A 14414-nucleotide genomic window follows, 5' to 3' on the forward strand; every position below is an offset into this window, starting at 1 on the left:
CCCGGTTCCCGCAACCGTCTTATTCCTTGGCGAGTCTGGCTACCGTGGATCCATGGCGGTATGGCGGCGTCTCTCGCTGGCTGCTGCAGCGGCCGCCCTGGTCGCCTGCTCGGACAACACCACGACACAGCCTTCGCCCAGCCCTTCGAGCACGCCGAAGCAGTCGCCGAGCCGTCCGCAACCTCCTGCGACCGTCAGAGAGACTCAACCGCTCGTTCTCGTTATTCATCCGACGCGCGCGGCACAGGACATCGACCTGGCCACCGCAAGGGCGATCGCGCGGGGAACGACCAAATCCTGGCGGGGATTCCGCGTCGCGTCGTTGCGGGACGCGCAACGATCCACCAGTGCACTCGCCGTCGTGCCTGCTGCCACCGTCGGGCCGAGCGTGAGGCCTGTGACGGTCGGCGGGATCGACCCGCTGAAGCAGCCCGCCCGGTATCCGCTGCGCACAGCGGGGCCGAAGCGTGAAGGGCCGGTCGTCGACGTGACGTTCGGCGGTGACGTCATGCTCGGCCGACGGGTGGCGACCGCTGCCGCCCAGAGTGGCGATGTGTCCAGACCGCTGCGCGTCATCGGACCGCGCTTGGCGGAGGCTGACGTCACCGTGGTGAACCTGGAGAGCACACTCTCCCGAGCAGGAACGGCACAGCAGGGTGGTGACTCGTTCGCTGCCCCGCCGCGCGTGGTGAAGGGTCTGCGGGAGGCCGGCGTCGACGTGCTGTCGCTGGCCAACAACCACACCGGCGACTTCCAGGATCGCGCCCTGCTGGAGACGGTCCGGTTGGTGCGAGCCGGTGGCCTTCAGCCGGTAGGGGCCGGAGGCAACTTCGCGGAGGCCGTCCGCCCGGCGATCGTCGAGCGTGACGGAGTGCGGTTCGGCTTCCTGGCGTTCAACGCGATCGGTGAGACACCACGGGCGACGGCAACGAGTCCCGGTGCGCTCAGCGTGCGGATGCCGCCACGGACAGGACCGCTGAACGCCGGTGACCTGGCTGCGCTCACCAAGGCCGTGGCGACGTTGAAGGCCGCCGTCGACGTGGTCGTCGTATTGCCGCATTGGGGTCAGCAGTACACGCACACACCGGTTCCGGCGCAGCGGACGGTTGCGTCTGCGCTGACCAGGGCTGGAGCGGATCTGGTGATCGGTGGGCATCCGCACTGGGTGCAGGAGGTGCAGTTCGCGGCGGGGAAGGTCGTCGCGCACTCGCTGGGCAATCTGGTGTTCGACATGGACTTCTCGCAGCAGACCCAGGAGGGCGTCCTGCTGGAGCTCACCTATTGGGGCAAGACGCTCAAGGCTGCGCGACTCACGCCGTACGTGATCGGTAGTGACTTCAGTCCGCGAGTGGTGACCGGCACTCGGGCGGAGCAGATCCTGTCGGACATCCGCTAGCTGTCGAGCCAGGCGGTCACCACGCGACCCATGCGGCCGAGCTGGGCGGGCGACACGACCCGAGGGAGGTCGCGGGCGCTGTGATATTCGGCGTACGGCGTGCTGCCTAGCCGGACGCCCGGTAGACCGGAGCGGACGAAGGACCAGTGGTCACTCGATCTGTTCACGCAGGCTCGGCTCGGTACGCGGGTGCGTGCCGCGACGGTCCGAAGCTCGTTCCGCAATGCGACGGCGTTCGCTTGAGCAGAGCAGATCGGTACGACGGTTCCTACGCCGACGCGGTCGAGGGACACCATGCCGCGGAGCGCCCTGCGTTGCGCGCTCGGCAGCGAGGCCACGTACGTGCGGGAGCCGTAGTGGTGGCGGTTGTCGCCGTCGCCGCGCGGCTCTTCGGCGCCGAAGGCAACGAAGACGGTCGGGAGCTTCGGCGTCCGGCCTTGGTAGACCTGGGCGGTGCCGAGTAGGACGGAGACGCCCGAGGCGTTGTCCTCGGCGCCGGGTGCCTGGGGGACTGTGTCCAGGTGAGCGCCGACGATGCGGTGTGGTGCTGACGGAGTGAAGCCGGGTTTGGTGGCGATGAGATTCCAGCTGGTGCCGGCGCGGACCGGGACGCCCCAGGAGACACCTGACGGCACGCGCACCGGTTGACGCGTGGTCTGGTAGCCGGCGGCACGGAAGCGTTGCTCCAGCCAGGTGAGAGCACGCAGGTACGCCGGACTGGTCGCCTCACGCGGGCCGAGGGCGGCCAACTGGTTGACGGTCTGCAGAGCGGCGCGGCCGTCGAAGACCACCGGGGTCGGCCGAGGTGTCACGGTCGGAGCTGGCGTTGGCGTCGGCTGGGGTTGTGGTGCCGTCGAGGATGGTGCGGGGGACGGGAGGCGTGGCGGGGTGCTGCTGGTGCACGCGGCGGCCAGCAGGACCAGGAAAGCGGCCAACGCGGCCCGCATGTGTCCATGGTGCAGGGCGACACCAAGACAGCAGTGTTTTGGCACGGTGGTGCTGTTGGCTCAGATAGGCCGCCTGATCGTGCTCCAGCGTGGGTACTGTTCCCCGGACCACCTCTCTCGGGGAGACTCTGTGACGTACGACCGGCATTCCTATGCCGAACCTGCCTTGGTTCGGACCACCCACCTCGAGCTCGACCTCGAGCTGGACTTCGACGAGAAGGTGCTGGCCGGCACGGCCACGCACACACTCGCCTGGACCGGCACCAGCGACCGGCTCGTGCTCGACACGCGTGATCTGACCGTGCTGGCGGTGGAGGGTGCGACGGCTGACGGCTGGGAGCCGCTCGAGTACAGCGTCGCCGTACCCGACAAGGAGCTCGGCTCCGCGCTGACGATCCGCACGCCGCAGCACCAGCGGGTGCGCATCAGCTACCGGACCGCGCCGACCGCGACCGGTCTGCAGTGGCTGGAGCCGTCCATGACCGCGGGCGGCGTGATGCCGTTCATGTTCAGCCAGTCGCAGGCGATCCACGCCCGCAGCTGGGTGCCGGTGCAGGACACTCCGAGCGTCCGCTTCAGCTACGCCGCTCACGTGACCGCTCCGCCCGAGCTGATGGTGCTGATGAGCGCCGACAACGGGACGACGTCCCGCCGTACCGGCTCGTACGACGTGGTGATGCCCGAGCCGATCCCGTCGTACCTGCTGGCGATCGCTGCGGGCGACCTGGTGTTCGAGCCGATCGGCGAGCGGTCCGGGGTGTGGGCCGAGCCGGAGATGGCCCGGCGGGCCGCGACCGAGTTCGTCGACACCGAGGAGATGATGCGGGTTACCGAGGAGCTCTTCGGGCCGTACCGCTGGGGGCGCTACGACATCCTCGTGCTGCCGCCGTCGTTCCCGTACGGCGGGATGGAGAACCCGCGGATGACGTTCGCGACGCCGACCGTGGTGATCGGCGACAAGTCACTGGTGAGTGTGGTCGCGCACGAGCTGGCGCACAGCTGGTCCGGCAACCTGGTCACGCAGGACAGCTGGGACGACATCTGGCTGAACGAGGGTTTTACGTCGTACGTCGAGAACCGGATCGTCGAGGCCGTCTACGGCACCGAGTTCGCGGTGATGGAGACGGCGATCAAGCAGCACGCGACCGTGGTGAAGCTGGACCCGCTGACGCCGGCCGAGCTGGCGGTGGAGCTGCCCGGACTGAACCACCGGTCCGAGTACCACGGCACGACGTCGTGCGGCCCGCTGAAGGGGTCGTGGTTCCTGTCCTGGCTGGAGGAGCGGTTCACGCGGGAGGTGTTCGACCCGTTCCTGCGCGGGTACTTCGACCGGTTCGCGTTCCGCAGCATCAACTCCGAGGACTTCGTCGCGCACCTGGGCGAGCACCTGCTGGAGCCGCACCCGGGCGTGGTGACGGATGCCGAGGTCGCGGCGTGGCTGGACGAGCCGGGCATTCCGGCGTTCGCTGCGCGGGCAGTGTCGGAGCGCTTCGAGGCGGTCGACGAGGCACGGGACAGGTGGCTCGGCACGGGCGAGCTGCCGCATGGCGCGGCGGCGTGGACGACGCAGGAGTGGCTGCGCTTCCTGGACGCGGCGCCGGACGTGCTGGGCGCGGTGCAGCTGCAGCAGCTCGACCGGGAGTTCGGCCTGACCGGTACGGCGAACGGCGAGATCGCCCGCCGCTGGTACCAGATCGTTGCCGCCAGCAGCTACGAGGCGGCGTACGCCGAGCTGGCCGGCTTCCTCACCAACGTCGGCCGGATGAAACTGGTCCTCCCGGTCTACCGAGCCCTGGCCGGCACCGACCGCGAGTTCGCAGCCGAAGTCTTCGCCAAAGCCCGCCCCGGCTACCACCCCATCACCACAGCCGCAGTCCAAAAGATCCTCGGCGAGTAGATCTACAGGTACTGCGCTTCGCCGTTGGCGAAGGACCAGTCGGGGGAGGCGTTCTCGGTGAGGGTGATGAGGACGTTGCGCGGGTCGGTGCCGGTGTAGTCGTGGACGAGTTCGGCGATCCGGCGGTACATCGCCTGCTTGACCTCGTCGGGGCGGCCGGCTCGCAGGGTGATGGCGATGAACACGACGTCGTCGTCCCGCTCGATGCCGGGGAAGCCGCCGTACCGCATCGTGCTCGTGGTGCCGTCGTGGCTGGTGAGGACCTGGAAGAGGTCGTCGGGCGGGATGCCGATCGTCTCGACCAGCGCGTCGTGCACCGCGCGGCCGAGGTTGGTCAGACGGTCGGAGCCGGCCCGGAGTACGTCGATCCGGATCAGAGGCATGCCGACATACTAGTAGGTACAGACGTCCAGGGTGCAGCGGTGGATGGTCTCGGTCGGTTGGTAGCCGAGGTGGTCGTTGACCCGTTGCATCGGGACGTTCGTGCTGACCGTGTCGGTCAGGAGGCCGTCGAGGTCGGGGAAGTGGGTGCGGACCGAGCGGATCTGCTCGGCCTTCATCCACAGCCCGAGACCGCGACCGCGGTGCGCCGGGAGGACCGCGGTGCCGTAGTGCTGCGCATCGCCCTTGCCGTTCCCCGGTACGACGAGTTCGGTGAACCCCACGATCGTCCCGGTCGCCCTGTCCACGGCCGCCACCGTCAGGAGGTGATCACCGCGCTGCTCGATCACCCGGGCCGCATGCCGGGTCCGCTCCACGTCCCACGTGTCAGCGCCGTACGTGATGTCGCCGGACGGTGCGTCGTCCATCCCGGACCGCGCGTCGGTGAACGTCTGCGCCAACTCATCGGGTACGACGCCCGCCCACGACTGCAACCGGTAGCCCGGGTCCTGAGGAACGATCAGTACGGCGTCGTCGACGTCGGCCAGCCGCAGTCGCGCGTAGATGAGTGTCAGTCCGATCGTGAAGCCGCGAGCCGTCAGGAAGTGGTACGCCGGGGAGTCGTCCGGAGCGTCGGCCAGGATGTTCCGGACCTCGTGCGCACGAGCCGCGGCGACGACCGCGTCGAGGAGTCGGGAGCCGACGCCGTGGCGGCGCTCGGCTGGGTGCACGTTCAGTTCGAGCTCGGCCAGATGGCCGTGGGACTCGCGGCTGTTGAGCCGGAGGAAGGCCGATCCGACCGGGTTGCCGTCGGCGTCCGCGGCAAGCCAGGCGATCCGGCGGCTGAACGGCCGGAAGTCGGGATCCGTCAGCGGAGTCAGCGTGATGCTCAAGGCGGCAACATATCGCGCCGGTGGATCACGTGCCTTGAGTGTCCTGAGTCGGCTACCGTGCTTCGGAGTCGACGGGGAGAGGAGCACCGGGTGGATCAGCCGGGTGGGGCCAAGATACGGACGATCGGTGCGGACCATGTCGCCTTGCGCGAGCAGGTGCTGACGGAGCTGCGTCGCCGGATCGTGGACGGCGAGTACGGGCAGGGCGAGCGGCTGACCGAGACCCGGCTCGCGGACGACTTCGGGGTGTCGCGCAACCCGGTGCGTGAGGCGCTGCGGGTGGTCGAGGCCGAGGGCTTCGTCCAGATCCTGCCGCGGCGCGGTGCGGTGGTCGCGACCCTCGACGACACCGCGGTGCGCGACCTGTTCGCCGTACGGCAGCAGCTCGAGACGCTGGCCGCCGGACTTGCGGCCGAGCGCGCGGACGCTGCCGACGTGGCCCGGCTCCGGCGACTGCTCGACGACGCGAACAAGGCCAGCGAGGCCAAGGACTTCGACCAGCTCGCCGAGCTGAACAGCGCGTTCCACCGCGCGGTGATCGAGGTCAGCGGCAACCGCTGGCTGCACTCGATCTCCACAGCGATGTACCACCACGTCCACTGGGTGTTCCGGGTCGGCGCGGCCCAGCGGGCGCCACACTCCACCGAGGAGCACATCCGTCTGGTCGACGCCATCGCCGCCAAGGATCCGGAGGCCGCCAGCACCGCAGCCGGCCTGCACGTGGCGGCTGCGGCGAAGGCGGCTCTCGGTCAGCGTCCTACCGCGTAGCCCTGCATCCCACGCGGGTTGGCGGCCGCGGCCAGCACGCCATCAGGCTCCTTGCGTACGGCGCACAGTCGGCCAAGGCTCCACGCATCGGACTCGGTGACGACGTGCCCGCGCCGTACCAGGTCGTCGCGGACGGCTGAGCCGAGGCGGCTCTCCATCACCAGACCACCCGGCTCGGTCGCCCGCGGGTAGAAGGACGACGGGAAGCCGGTGGTGTGCCAGGCGGGCGCGTCGATCGCCTCCTGCAGGTCCATGCCGGCGCCGAGGTGACGCAGCAGGAAGAGCAGCTGCCACTGGTCCTGCTGGTCGCCGCCCGGCGAGCCGCAGGCCATCACCGGCTGTCCGTCCCGCAGTACGAGCGTCGGCGTCAGCGTGGTCCGCGGACGCCTGCCGGGTGCGAGCGACGCGGGCAGCCCGTCCTCCAGCCAGAACATCTGCGCACGGCTGCCGAGACAGAACCCAAGCTCCGGGATCGTCGGCGACGACTGCAGCCAACCGCCGCTGGGCGTGGCGGAGATGATGTTGCCCCAGCGGTCGATCACGTCGACGTGGCAGGTGTCGCCCCGCGTCACGCCGTCCGACGAGACGGTCGGCTCACCGGTCGTGGCGTCGCCAAGGTCATTGCCCACGGCAATCGAATGCAGCACCGGCTTCCGGCCGTCCGGACGGCCGGGACGAAGCTCGCGCGTTGCCTCCGAACCGACCAGCTTCGCCCGCTCCGCGGCGTACGCGGGGGAGAGCAGCGTCTTCAGCGGTACGTCGGCGCCGTCGCCGTACCACGCCTCGCGGTCGGCGTACGACAGCTTCATCACCTCGACCGTGGTGTGTACGCCGTCCGCGCTGTCCAGGTCGACGTCACCAATCTCGGCCAGTACGGCGAGCGACTGCAGCAGGCCCGGTCCCTGGCCCCACGGCCCGGTCTTGGCGACGGTGTAGCCGTTCCAGTCCAGCGTCGCCGGGTCCTCCCAGGTCGCTTGGAACGCGGCCATGTCGTCACCCGTGACCAGTCCGGCGTGGTCCTCGCCGCTGGAGTCGCGGTGCGGCAGCTTGGAGAACTTGTCGACCGCCTCGGCGACGAAGCCCTCACGCCAGGTCTTGCGGGCGCGCTCGACCTGTGCCTGCCGATCAGCGCCGGCCGCTTCGCCCTCGGTGACCAGTCGCTCGAGGGTGGCGGCGTACGCCTCGTTGCGGAACATGCCGGTCGGCGGTCGCCCGTCACGCAGCCAGAGCGCGGCAGAGGTCTTCCAGTTCTCCTCGAACAGCTCCTGCACCGTGCCGACCGTCTCACCGACCCGCGGCACGAGCGGATGGCCATTGCGTGCGTAGTCGATGGCAGGCTCGAGTACGACGCGCAGCGGCAGTGTGCCGTGGTCGTGCAGCAGGAGCAGCCAGGCGTCGACAGCACCCGGCACCGTGGCCGCCAGCGGTCCGGAGCCGGGGACGAGGGTCAGGCCGAGCGAGGTGTAGTGGTCGATCGTCGCACCGGCCGGAGCGACGCCCTGACCAGCCAGCACGCGCGGTGTGGGGTCGTCGGCGGTCGCGATGATCCCCGGCACCTCACCACCCGGGCCGTTGAGGTGGGGCTCCACCACGTGCAGCACGAACCCCGCGGCCACGGCGGCGTCGAACGCGTTGCCGCCGAGCTCGAGGATGCGCATCGCCGACTGGGAGGCCAGCCAGTGCGTGGACGAGACCATCCCGAACGTGCCGCGCAGCGTGGGCCGGGTGGTGAAGGTCATCGGGCAACTCCCTCTCCTGTACGAACATCGGGTCCGGTGCCGTTGTCGTCGACCAGATGACAGGCGACCTGGTGTCCACCCTCTCCGATCACGCGCGACTCCGGGATGACTGTCCGGCATGTGTCGACCGCTACCGGACATCTGGTGTGGAATCGGCACCCGGACGGCGGGTCGATCGCCGACGGCAGGTCATCACCGAGCAGCACGGGCTTGCGTGCCCGCTGCTCGGCCGGATCGGGCACTGGCGCGGCAGACAGCAGCGCCTGCGTGTAGGGATGCGCCGGTACGCCGAAGATGCGCGAGCGCGGACCTTGTTCGACCAGTTGGCCCAGGTACATCACGGCGACCTCATCGGCCAGGTACTCGACCGCGGACAGGTCGTGGGTGATGAAGAGGCAGGCGAAGCCGAGGTCGCGCTGCAGGTCGGCCAGCAGGTTGAGGACTGACGCCTGCACCGACACATCCAGCGCGCTCGTCGGCTCGTCCGCGACCAGCAGACGCGGCTCAGAGATCAGAGCGCGGGCGATACTGACGCGCTGACGCTGCCCACCGGACAGCTCATGCGGTGAGCGCTGGGCGACCTCCGGGCGCAGCCCGACGCGACGCAGCGACTCGGACACCTTGGTTGAGATGTCTTTGCGGTGCATGAGCCGCAGTGGCTCCCCGACGATGTCTCCGACGGACAGCCTGGGGTCGAGCGAGCCCGCCGGGTCCTGGAAGACGATCGACACGTTCCGGCGGTGTGGACGCAGCTGCCGGCGGGTGAGATGCGTGATATCGGCATCAGCGAGTCGGACCGTCCCACCGGTCGGCTCCAGCAGCCGGACGATGCAGCGTCCCACCGTGGATTTCCCGGAGCCGCTCTCACCGACCAGTGCGACCACAGAGCCTTGCCGGATCCGCAGTGTCACGCCGTCGACGGCGCGGACCGGTCCGAAGTGCATGACGAGGTCTTCTACCTCCAGAGCAAGGGTGCTCATCAGACCTCCACTGGTTCTCGGACCGGGTTCCAGCAGGCGACACGGTGGTGACCGGGTGTCAGGTCCGGCTCCGTCGCCGTACAGGTGTCGATTGCTCGCGGGCAGCGGTCGGCGAAGGTGCAGGCGTCCGGCTGTTGGGTGAGGACCGGGACCAGACCTGGGATCTCGTTGAGCCGGTGGCTCTCCGCGTGGCGACCGGCGGCGGGTGAGGCACCCAGCAGACCGGCCGTGTAGGGGTGTTGTGGATGCGCGAACAGTTCGTGTACCTCGGCTGTCTCGACGACGCGTCCGGCGTACATGACCGCCACCCGGTCGGCGAGGTCCGCGACCACTCCGAGGTCGTGCGTGATCAGGACGATGCTGGTCCCGAGCCGTTCGCGCAGTTCCCGCAGTACGTCGAGGATGCCGGCCTGGATCGTCACGTCGAGCGCGGTCGTCGGCTCGTCGGCGATCAGCACCTTCGGGTCGCAGGCGACCGCCATCGCGATCATCACGCGCTGGCGCATGCCACCGGACAGTTGGTGCGGGTAGTCGCTGATGCGGCGCTCGGCGGACGGGATGCCGACGAGCTTGAGGAGTTCGATCGAGCGGTCGCGGGCAGCCTGCCGGTCCAGTCCGATGTGCGTGCGGAGGACTTCGCCGATCTGGTGCCCGACCGTGAAGACCGGGTTCAGCGACGTCATCGGCTCCTGGAAGATGTAGGCGACCTCGCGGCCGCGGATCGTGCGGAGCGTGCGTTTGTCGGCGCCGATCAACTCGACGCCATCGAGCCGCACTGAACCGTCGACCGTGGCGGTGCGGGGGAGCAGGCCGGCCAGGCTCATCGCGGTGACGCTCTTGCCGCAGCCCGACTCGCCGACGATCGCGAGGACCTCGCCGTCGCCGACCTCGAAGCTGACGCGGTCGACGGCCGACACCAGACCGTCCTCCGTCCGGAACGTGATCGAGAGGTCGTTCACCTGGAGAACCGGAGCTGTGGTGATTCCTGCGGTCATCGGCGGCTCGCTTTCGGGTCGAGCGCGTCGCGCAGGCTGTCGCCGACGACGTTGAACGCCAGCGTCAGCAACATGATCGCGACGCCGGGCATCACCGCGGCCCATGGTGCGCGGGACGCGAACTGCTGTGCGTCGGCCAGCATCGTGCCGAGGCTCGGCGCCGGCGGTTGGATACCGAGACCGAGGAACGACAGCACTGCCTCGCCCAGGATCGCGGCCGGGAGCGCGACCGTGGTCTGGACAATGACGACCGAAGCCGCGTTCGGCAGGATGTGCCGGCCCATCACCCAGACATCGCCGGCGCCCTCGACGATCGCGGCGGCGACGAAGTCCAGGGATTTCAGCCGCAGCGTCTCGGACCGGACGATGCGGATCATGCCGGGGATCTGCGCGATGCCGATCGCGATCGCCGCGTTGCCGAGGCTGGCACCGCGGATCGCGGCCAGTCCGACCGCCAGGATCAGGAACGGGAACGCGAGTACGAGATCGGTCATCCGCGAGATCAGCGCGTCGATCGCCCGGAAGTACCCGGCGAGCAGGCCGAGCGGTACGCCGACCACCAGCGAGGTCGCGACTGCGAGCAGCGCCACGTGCAGCGAGGCACGCAGGCCGAACATGATCCGGGACAGCACGTCGCGACCGAGGTCATCGGTCCCGAGCAGGTGTCCCGGCGTACCTGGGGGCGCGAAGGCCTGACCGAGGTTCGTCTGGGTCGGTTCGTGCGGTGCCAGCCAGGGGGCGAACACCGCCATGATCACCGCGATTACGAGGACGACGAGCCCCGTGATCGCGAGCGGGTTGCGGAGGATCCGCCGTACCACTTTGCGTCGGTTGCTGCGCAGCGGCGTACCGGCGGTGATTGCTTCGGCGACGGCCATCACGCATCACCTCGCACGCGGATGCGCGGGTCGATCACCGAGTACAGCAGGTCGACCAGCAGATTGATCACGATGTACGCCGTCGCGGTCACCAGGACGACCGCCTGGATCACCGGGTAGTCGCGTTGGAAGACCGCGTCAACGGTGAGCTTGCCGAATCCCGGCAGGGCGAAGATGCGCTCGGTGACGACCGCGCCGGAGATCAGCGCGCCCAGCTGCAGGCCGACGATCGTGACCACCACGATCAGGCTGTTGCGCAGGGCATGTTTACCGATCACCGACTTGGGCGGCAGGCCCTTCGCCTCGGCCGTCCGGATGTAGTCGGCCGAGAGGGCATCCAGCATCGACGATCTGGTCTGGCGCATGATGACCGCGGCGAGGCCGGTGCCGAGGATCAGCGCGGGCAGCACCAGGTGGTGCAGGTTGCCGGCCGGGTCGCTGAAGAACGGCACGAAGCCGGACGCCGGGAAGAGGCCGAGGGCAACGGACAGGTACAGGATCGCCATCAGGCCGAGCCAGAAGTGCGGCACCGAGAGGCCGAGCAGCGCCAACGCGTTGGCAGCCCACTCGGCCGGACCGCCGCGGCGAACAGCCGCGACCACGCCGGCGCCGACACCGATCAGGCTGGCGATCAGGATCGCCAGGACCGACAGCTCGATCGTCACCGGCAACGCGCTGCCGATCATCCCGCGGACCGGCGCACCGGTCCGGATCGACTGGCCCAGGTCGCCCCGGGCCGCGTGACTGACGAACTGCCAGAACTGCACGAGCCACGACTGGTCCAGCCCGTACTGCTGCCGGATCGCCCGCAACGACTCGGGATCCCGGTCCTCGCCGGCGAGGGCGAGGGCCGGGTCACCCGGCAACGCCCGTACGCCGGCGAAGACCACGATCGTTGCCAGCACCAACGTGACGGCCGACTGCCACAACCGATGGAAGAGGTATCGCCTCACGAACCCCACCACCTCACTCGGTCCCGCCGCCCGCGGGCGGCGAGAACACTCACTTGGCGAATCCGGCGAACGCCGTCCGGATGACGCCGTCCGGGAAGGTCTGGACGCCCAGGAGCTTCTTCGAGACGCCGGTCAGGTTGCGCTGGCGGTACATGTAGATCAGCGGGTCGTCCTCCTGCAGCTTGCCCACGACATCGCCGTACAGCTTGATTCGCTGCGCCTTGTCGGTCGACTGCCGCGCGTCGGTCAGCAGCTTGTCCACGTCGGGGCTGCTGTAGCCGGCGACGTTCTGGCTGCCTTCCGAACCCACGAAGTTGTAGATGTTCGCGTCCGGGTCGACGCGGCCGGACCAGCCGAGCTGCAACAGCTCGAACTCACCACGGTCCTGCTGGTCCAGCAGGGAGGCGTACTCGACCGGCTTGATCTCCAGCTCGAACCCGCCGTCCTTCACCATCGCCTGCAGTGCCTGTGCGAGTCGCAGACTGTCCGGGTTGTTGGACGTGATCATGCTGACCTTGTACGGCGTGGGTACGCCGGCGTCGGCCAGCAGTTGCTTCGCCTTGGCCGGGTCGTGTGGCGGGCAGACCTGCGCGGCGTCGGAGGTGAACTCGCTCTTGGGCGAGACCGGCGAGCAGGCGACCGTGTTCAGTCCGTTGAAGATCGACTTCACCAAGGCCTCCCGGTCGATCGACAGCGCCAGCGCCTGGCGGACCCGCGGGTCCTTCGCGATCGGGGTGTCGAGTTGCTTGAGCGGCTTACCGATGCCGTTCGCGTTCGCGACGTTGATGGTCAGGCCCTGGTACCCGAGCGACTGCGACTGCAGCACGGTCATCGTGCTGTCCTTCTGCAACTGCGGCGCGTCCTGCGTCGACAGCGAGTCGGCGATCTGCGCGTCACCGGACTTCAGGTTGGCCGAACGGATGCTCGAGTCGGTGATGATCCGGTACTCGATCGCGTCCAGATGCACCTTGGCGGCGTCGTAGTACAGGGGGTCCTTGACCACCTTGATCGAGTTCTGCGCGACCCGGCTGGCGAACTTGAACGGTCCGACACAGACCGGCGCGTTGGAGAAGTTCGCGCCGAGCTTGGACACCGCGGCCGGGCTGAGCACCATGCCGGCGCGGTCAGCCAGTGCGGCGGTCAGCGGGGCGAACGGCTTCGAGAGCTTGATCACCACGGTGTTCGGATCCGGAGTCTCGATCGAGGTGATCGGGCCGAGTTCGCTCTTACGGCCGGAGCCGGCGATCGTCAGGCCGCGCTCGATCGAGATCTTCACCGCGTTCGAGTCCATCGTGCCGCCGTCGGCGAACTTCACGCCCTGCTTCAGCGGGATGGTCAGGCTCAGACCGTCGGCCGAGATCGTCGGCAGCGCGGTGGCCAGTTGCGGTACGACCTTCGCGTCCGGGCCGAGGTCGTACAGCTTCTCGCACATCGTGTGGAAGACGTAGCGCGAGTACAGGCTGCGCGACAGCGACGGGTCGAGCTTGTCCGGGTCCGCGGACAGCGCGACCGTGAGCGTGCCACCCTGCTTGACCGCTGCCGGGTCGGCCGGATCACCGAACACGTCCTGACCGCCGGCCGACTGCGTTTCCCCACCCCCGTCGTTACTGGCCGGTTCGACGGGAGAACAGGCCGTTCCGACGAGCGCCAGCGCGATCACCCCCACCATGGTTCCGGCGACCATCGGGCGGCGGCGGTAGCTCCTGCTGGAGCGGTTCAGTAAGAACGGAAGTCGACGAGTCATCGGGTGCTCCTGAGTAGGCGGTCCTGTCGACTGTTTCATGTATACAAGGCAGGTGCGCAAGTGATTCGGCGAGTTTGGCTGAACCTTTTACGACCGCCTGCCGTACTCACTGTCGAACGTTCAAGTGCCGACCGCCGCGGGGCCGCCGGAGACTGGGTTACGCCCCGGCGGCCCCGCGGTTGATCAGGTCGTCACTGGTAACTTCAGGTGACCGGTGGGCGGTTGCTGATCACCGAGGGCGAGCGCCATCAGGTTCGGTCCGTCGTACTGCGGATGGTGGATGCCGAACTCGGTTGCCTGCCGGAATCCGAACCTCGGGTAGTACGTGTCGTGGCCGAGCACGACGACGGTCTGCTCACCACGATCACGTGCCGTGTCGAGCGCCGCGGTGACCGCAGCGCTCCCTGCGCCTTGTCGCTGGTACGCCGGATGTGCGGCCACCGGGCTCAGGGAGAGGATCGGGGTATCACCGATGTAGGCGCGGGTCAGGAGCGCATAGGCCACCGGTTGGTCGTCCGGTGTGGTTGCCAGGAGCGACAGCCTCAGGAGGTTGGCGATCGGGTCCAAGCGCAGGGTGTCGAGGTAGTCGACCTCGAACTGGCGGCCGAAGGCCTGCAGAGTGATGTCACGGACCGTGTCGGCGTCGGCCGGCGTCTCGGCGCGAGTGTTCCAGGTGATGGACAACGGAGGATCCCTTTCGGGCAAGGGGTTCCGCCGGTGTTGGTCAGACGGAACCCGGGGTGGGTTGGATGAGCGTGTGTGCTGCCGGGCATGCGGCAGCACTGGATCGCGCCGACATCAACCCACCTCCTCGATGCTCCGAAGTTCCGGCCACCTTAGCCA

The 14414-nt window shown here is 68.8% G+C and carries 13 protein-coding genes; 3 read left to right on the forward strand and 10 right to left on the reverse strand.

Annotated elements, in window-relative coordinates; translation table 11 throughout:
• Positions 1–388 precede the first annotated feature (388 nt).
• Positions 389–1396 carry a CapA family protein gene (locus E0H73_RS17560; protein ID WP_165555728.1) on the forward strand — a complete coding sequence of 336 codons (1008 nt, stop codon included), beginning with the start codon at positions 389–391 and terminating at the stop codon, positions 1394–1396.
• Here E0H73_RS17560 and E0H73_RS17565 read toward each other — a convergent pair.
• Positions 1393–2343: a M28 family metallopeptidase gene (locus tag E0H73_RS17565; protein WP_131357040.1), complete on the reverse strand. Its 951-nt coding sequence runs from the start codon at positions 2341–2343 to the stop codon at positions 1393–1395. The genes E0H73_RS17560 and E0H73_RS17565 overlap by 4 nt on opposite strands.
• Positions 2344–2473: 130 nt before the next feature.
• Between E0H73_RS17565 and E0H73_RS17570 the strand changes: the two genes are divergently transcribed.
• Positions 2474–4240 carry a M1 family metallopeptidase gene (locus E0H73_RS17570; protein ID WP_131357044.1) on the forward strand — a complete coding sequence of 589 codons (1767 nt, stop codon included), beginning with the start codon at positions 2474–2476 and terminating at the stop codon, positions 4238–4240.
• A 2-nt stretch (positions 4241–4242) separates the two neighbouring features.
• On the opposite strand, the gene E0H73_RS17575 is transcribed toward E0H73_RS17570, so the two are convergent.
• Both E0H73_RS17575 and E0H73_RS17580 read right to left on the reverse strand, forming a co-directional pair.
• Positions 4243–4623, reverse strand: coding sequence for a tautomerase family protein (locus tag E0H73_RS17575; RefSeq protein ID WP_131357047.1), 381 nt, complete (start codon positions 4621–4623; stop codon positions 4243–4245).
• Between the two features lie 9 nt (positions 4624–4632).
• Positions 4633–5514, reverse strand: a complete 882-nt coding sequence (locus E0H73_RS17580; RefSeq protein ID WP_131357049.1) for a GNAT family N-acetyltransferase — start codon at positions 5512–5514, stop codon at positions 4633–4635.
• Between the two features lie 90 nt (positions 5515–5604).
• Here E0H73_RS17580 and E0H73_RS17585 point away from each other — a divergent pair, with 90 nt between their 5' ends.
• The gene (locus E0H73_RS17585; protein ID WP_165555730.1) at positions 5605–6282 is read left to right on the forward strand and encodes a GntR family transcriptional regulator; all 678 of its coding nucleotides are present in this window, start codon (positions 5605–5607) and stop codon (positions 6280–6282) included.
• Here the strand turns inward: E0H73_RS17585 and E0H73_RS17590 are convergent.
• From E0H73_RS17590 to E0H73_RS17620, 7 genes are all read right to left on the reverse strand, one after another.
• Positions 6264–8021 carry a gamma-glutamyltransferase family protein gene (locus E0H73_RS17590; RefSeq protein ID WP_131357055.1) on the reverse strand — a complete coding sequence of 586 codons (1758 nt, stop codon included), beginning with the start codon at positions 8019–8021 and terminating at the stop codon, positions 6264–6266. The genes E0H73_RS17585 and E0H73_RS17590 overlap by 19 nt on opposite strands.
• Positions 8018–9001, reverse strand: a complete 984-nt coding sequence (locus E0H73_RS17595) for an ABC transporter ATP-binding protein (protein WP_131357058.1) — start codon at positions 8999–9001, stop codon at positions 8018–8020. The genes E0H73_RS17590 and E0H73_RS17595 overlap by 4 nt, the downstream gene beginning before the upstream one ends.
• A complete protein-coding gene (locus E0H73_RS17600; RefSeq protein ID WP_131357061.1) occupies positions 9001–9996 on the reverse strand; it encodes an ABC transporter ATP-binding protein in 996 nt (331 codons plus the stop codon). The genes E0H73_RS17595 and E0H73_RS17600 overlap by 1 nt, the downstream gene beginning before the upstream one ends.
• A complete protein-coding gene (locus E0H73_RS17605) occupies positions 9993–10874 on the reverse strand; it encodes an ABC transporter permease (protein WP_131357064.1) in 882 nt (293 codons plus the stop codon). Before E0H73_RS17605 ends, E0H73_RS17600 begins: the two co-directional genes overlap by 4 nt.
• Positions 10874–11827: an ABC transporter permease gene (locus E0H73_RS17610; RefSeq protein WP_131357067.1), complete on the reverse strand. Its 954-nt coding sequence runs from the start codon at positions 11825–11827 to the stop codon at positions 10874–10876. Before E0H73_RS17610 ends, E0H73_RS17605 begins: the two co-directional genes overlap by 1 nt.
• Positions 11828–11876: 49 nt before the next feature.
• On the reverse strand, positions 11877–13571 hold the full coding sequence (locus E0H73_RS17615; protein WP_238164057.1) for an ABC transporter substrate-binding protein: 1695 nt from the start codon (positions 13569–13571) through the stop codon (positions 11877–11879).
• A gap of 183 nt (positions 13572–13754) precedes the next feature.
• Complete coding sequence (locus E0H73_RS17620; RefSeq protein ID WP_131357070.1) at positions 13755–14255, reverse strand: GNAT family N-acetyltransferase; 501 nt, start codon at positions 14253–14255, stop codon at positions 13755–13757.
• Positions 14256–14414: the final 159 nt, after the last annotated feature.

Origin of the sequence: Kribbella pittospori, assembly GCF_004331465.1 — a bacterium.
GTDB classification, from domain to species: Bacteria; Actinomycetota; Actinomycetes; order Propionibacteriales; family Kribbellaceae; genus Kribbella; species Kribbella pittospori.